The sequence below is a fragment of the Streptomyces sp. H27-H1 genome, assembly GCF_026627445.1.
In the GTDB taxonomy this organism is placed as follows: domain Bacteria; phylum Actinomycetota; class Actinomycetes; order Streptomycetales; family Streptomycetaceae; genus Streptomyces.
In genome coordinates this window covers 1-5,196 of the sequence record NZ_JAPNLJ010000109.1, presented here as the reverse complement: position 1 = coordinate 5,196, position 5,196 = coordinate 1, and the positions used below count along the sequence as shown (strand labels likewise).

2 rRNA genes are annotated in these 5,196 nt (G+C 56.5%); both read right to left on the bottom strand.

The window, feature by feature from the left end:
* Positions 1-32 precede the first annotated feature (32 nt).
* Positions 33-3,155: ribosomal RNA gene (locus OTB20_RS41675) — 23S ribosomal RNA — on the bottom strand.
* Between the two features lie 284 nt (positions 3,156-3,439).
* A 16S ribosomal RNA gene (locus OTB20_RS41670) occupies positions 3,440-4,964 on the bottom strand.
* Together the 16S and 23S rRNA genes form the textbook arrangement of a ribosomal RNA operon.
* Positions 4,965-5,196 lie beyond the last annotated feature (232 nt).

Here is a 5,196-nt window from a genome sequence, read left to right as displayed (position 1 = left end):
CTTCAGAACTAACACAGTGGACGCGAGCAACTGAGGACAAGCCCTCGGCCTATTAGTACCAGTCAGCTCCACCCGTTACCGGGCTTCCACATCTGGCCTATCAACCCAGTCGTCTACTGGGAGCCTTACCCTCTCAAGGAGGTGGGAATACTCATCTTGAAGCAGGCTTCCCGCTTAGATGCTTTCAGCGGTTATCCCTCCCGAACGTAGCCAACCAGCCATGCCCTTGGCAGGACAACTGGCACACCAGAGGTTCGTCCGTCCCGGTCCTCTCGTACTAGGGACAGCCCTTCTCAATATTCCTACGCGCACAGCGGATAGGGACCGAACTGTCTCACGACGTTCTAAACCCAGCTCGCGTACCGCTTTAATGGGCGAACAGCCCAACCCTTGGGACCGACTCCAGCCCCAGGATGCGACGAGCCGACATCGAGGTGCCAAACCATCCCGTCGATATGGACTCTTGGGGAAGATCAGCCTGTTATCCCCGGGGTACCTTTTATCCGTTGAGCGACGGCGCTTCCACAAGCCACCGCCGGATCACTAGTCCCGACTTTCGTCCCTGCTCGACCCGTCGGTCTCACAGTCAAGCTCCCTTGTGCACTTACACTCAACACCTGATTGCCAACCAGGCTGAGGGAACCTTTGGGCGCCTCCGTTACTTTTTGGGAGGCAACCGCCCCAGTTAAACTACCCATCAGACACTGTCCCTGATCCGGATCACGGACCGAGGTTAGACATCCAGCACGACCAGAGTGGTATTTCAACGACGACTCCACAACCACTGGCGTGGCCGCTTCAAAGTCTCCCACCTATCCTACACAAGCCGAACCGAACACCAATATCAAACTATAGTAAAGGTCCCGGGGTCTTTCCGTCCTGCTGCGCGAAACGAGCATCTTTACTCGTAGTGCAATTTCACCGGGCCTATGGTTGAGACAGTCGAGAAGTCGTTACGCCATTCGTGCAGGTCGGAACTTACCCGACAAGGAATTTCGCTACCTTAGGATGGTTATAGTTACCACCGCCGTTTACTGGCGCTTAAGTTCTCAGCTTCGCCACACCGAAATGTGACTAACCGGTCCCCTTAACGTTCCAGCACCGGGCAGGCGTCAGTCCGTATACATCGCCTTACGGCTTCGCACGGACCTGTGTTTTTAGTAAACAGTCGCTTCTCGCTGGTCTCTGCGGCCACCCCCAGCTCACGGAGTAAATCCGATCACCAGTGATGGCCCCCCTTCTCCCGAAGTTACGGGGGCATTTTGCCGAGTTCCTTAACCATAGTTCACCCGAACGCCTCGGTATTCTCTACCTGACCACCTGAGTCGGTTTAGGGTACGGGCCGCCATGAAACTCGCTAGAGGCTTTTCTCGACAGCATAGGATCATCCACTTCACCACAATCGGCTCGGCATCAGGTCTCAGCCTTAATGAGGGACGGATTTGCCTATCCCTCGGCCTACACCCTTACCCCGGGACTACCACCGCCCGGGTTGGACTACCTTCCTGCGTCACCCCATCGCTTACCTACTACAAGTCTGGGTCACCGGCTCCACCACTTTCCTTTCCCCGAAGGGTCCGGAACGGCTTCACGGGCTTAGCATCGCCTGATTCGATATTGGGCGTTTCAAAGCGGGTACCGGAATATCAACCGGTTGTCCATCGACTACGCCTGTCGGCCTCGCCTTAGGTCCCGACTTACCCTGGGCAGATCAGCTTGACCCAGGAACCCTTAGTCAATCGGCGCACACGTTTCTCACGTGTGTATCGCTACTCATGCCTGCATTCTCACTCGTGAACCGTCCACAACTAGCTTCCGCTGCTGCTTCACCCGGCACACGACGCTCCCCTACCCATCACAGCGGGCGTTGGCCCTATTGCTGCAATGACACGACTTCGGCGGTACGCTTGAGCCCCGCTACATTGTCGGCGCGGAATCACTTGACCAGTGAGCTATTACGCACTCTTTCAAGGGTGGCTGCTTCTAAGCCAACCTCCTGGTTGTCTGTGCGACTCCACATCCTTTCCCACTTAGCGTACGCTTAGGGGCCTTAGTCGATGCTCTGGGCTGTTTCCCTCTCGACCATGGAGCTTATCCCCCACAGTCTCACTGCCACGCTCTCACTTACCGGCATTCGGAGTTTGGCTAAGGTCAGTAACCCGGTAGGGCCCATCGCCTATCCAGTGCTCTACCTCCGGCAAGAAACACGTGACGCTGCACCTAAATGCATTTCGGGGAGAACCAGCTATCACGGAGTTTGATTGGCCTTTCACCCCTAACCACAGGTCATCCCCCAGGTTTTCAACCCTGGTGGGTTCGGTCCTCCACGAAGTCTTACCTCCGCTTCAACCTGCCCATGGCTAGATCACTCCGCTTCGGGTCTAGAGCGTGCAACTCAATCGCCCTATTCGGACTCGCTTTCGCTACGGCTTCCCCACACGGGTTAACCTCGCTACACACCGCTAACTCGCAGGCTCATTCTTCAAAAGGCACGCAGTCACGACCGTTATTCCGAAGAATAACGGCGACGCTCCCACGGCTTGTAGGCACACGGTTTCAGGTACTATTTCACTCCGCTCCCGCGGTACTTTTCACCATTCCCTCACGGTACTATCCGCTATCGGTCACCAGGGAATATTTAGGCTTAGCGGGTGGTCCCGCCAGATTCACACGGGATTTCTCGGGCCCCGTGCTACTTGGGAGATTCTTAAGCAAGCCGTTAATGTTTCGTCTACGGGGGTCTTACCCTCTACGCCGGACCTTTCGCATGTCCTTCGACTACATCAACGGTTTCTGACTCGCCGACCGGCCGGCAGACCGATCAAAAGAATTCCCACAACCCCGTATGCGCAACCCCTGCCGGGTATCACACGCATACGGTTTGGCCTCATCCGGTTTCGCTCGCCACTACTCCCGGAATCACGGTTGTTTTCTCTTCCTGCGGGTACTGAGATGTTTCACTTCCCCGCGTTCCCTCCACACTGCCTATGTGTTCAGCAGTGGGTGACAGCCCATGACGACTGCCGGGTTTCCCCATTCGGACACCCCCGGATCAAAGCTCAGTTGGCAGCTCCCCGGGGCCTATCGCGGCCTCTCACGTCCTTCATCGGTTCCTGGTGCCAAGGCATCCACCGTGTGCCCTTAAAAACTTGGCCTACAGATGCTCGCGTCCACTGTGTAGTTCTCAAGCAACGACCAGTCACCCATCACCCTGATCCGAAGACCAAGTTCACTGGGGCCGGCATCACAGAAGGCATGACCTTACGGCCGTACCCTCAGATACCCAACAACGTGCCAAGCACGATCACCGCCACACTCACTGTTTTCCACGCCGAAGCAGTACTCACAGAAGGTTTTGGAAACCGTGCCAACTAATCAACGTTCCACCCTGAGCTGACCGTGCAGAACATTTGTCTGCAATCGGTACTGTGCTCCTTAGAAAGGAGGTGATCCAGCCGCACCTTCCGGTACGGCTACCTTGTTACGACTTCGTCCCAATCGCCAGTCCCACCTTCGACAGCTCCCTCCCTTACGGGTTGGGCCACCGGCTTCGGGTGTTACCGACTTTCGTGACGTGACGGGCGGTGTGTACAAGGCCCGGGAACGTATTCACCGCAGCAATGCTGATCTGCGATTACTAGCAACTCCGACTTCATGGGGTCGAGTTGCAGACCCCAATCCGAACTGAGACCGGCTTTTTGAGATTCGCTCCACCTCGCGGTATCGCAGCTCATTGTACCGGCCATTGTAGCACGTGTGCAGCCCAAGACATAAGGGGCATGATGACTTGACGTCGTCCCCACCTTCCTCCGAGTTGACCCCGGCGGTCTCCTGTGAGTCCCCATCACCCCGAAGGGCATGCTGGCAACACAGAACAAGGGTTGCGCTCGTTGCGGGACTTAACCCAACATCTCACGACACGAGCTGACGACAGCCATGCACCACCTGTATACCGACCACAAGGGGGGCACTATCTCTAATGCTTTCCGGTATATGTCAAGCCTTGGTAAGGTTCTTCGCGTTGCGTCGAATTAAGCCACATGCTCCGCTGCTTGTGCGGGCCCCCGTCAATTCCTTTGAGTTTTAGCCTTGCGGCCGTACTCCCCAGGCGGGGAACTTAATGCGTTAGCTGCGGCACCGACGACGTGGAATGTCGCCAACACCTAGTTCCCAACGTTTACGGCGTGGACTACCAGGGTATCTAATCCTGTTCGCTCCCCACGCTTTCGCTCCTCAGCGTCAGTAATGGCCCAGAGATCCGCCTTCGCCACCGGTGTTCCTCCTGATATCTGCGCATTTCACCGCTACACCAGGAATTCCGATCTCCCCTACCACACTCTAGCTAGCCCGTATCGAATGCAGACCCGAGGTTAAGCCTCGGGCTTTCACATCCGACGTGACAAGCCGCCTACGAGCTCTTTACGCCCAATAATTCCGGACAACGCTTGCGCCCTACGTATTACCGCGGCTGCTGGCACGTAGTTAGCCGGCGCTTCTTCTGCAGGTACCGTCACTTTCGCTTCTTCCCTGCTGAAAGAGGTTTACAACCCGAAGGCCGTCATCCCTCACGCGGCGTCGCTGCATCAGGCTTTCGCCCATTGTGCAATATTCCCCACTGCTGCCTCCCGTAGGAGTCTGGGCCGTGTCTCAGTCCCAGTGTGGCCGGTCGCCCTCTCAGGCCGGCTACCCGTCGTCGCCTTGGTGGGCCATTACCCCACCAACAAGCTGATAGGCCGCGGGCTCATCCTTCACCGCCGGAGCTTTTAACCCCCGCCCATGCAGGCAGGAGTGTTATCCGGTATTAGACCCCGTTTCCAGGGCTTGTCCCAGAGTGAAGGGCAGATTGCCCACGTGTTACTCACCCGTTCGCCACTAATCCACCCCGAAGGGCTTCATCGTTCGACTTGCATGTGTTAAGCACGCCGCCAGCGTTCGTCCTGAGCCAGGATCAAACTCTCCATGAATGTTTACCGGTTATCCGGTGCACACGCACTTAGAGCGGGACAGTCGAGTCGGAATAAGACCGACCGTCCACTGCATCCTCGCTGTGTAATTGCCTGCAAGCATCACGGCAGAACCGCGACCTCACAGGTCTTTTTCAAAGGAACCTCATCCACCGAAATGGACGGGGTATCAACTTTTGGCGTTGATTTTTGGCACGCTGTTGAGTTCTCAAGGAACGGACGCTTCCTTTGT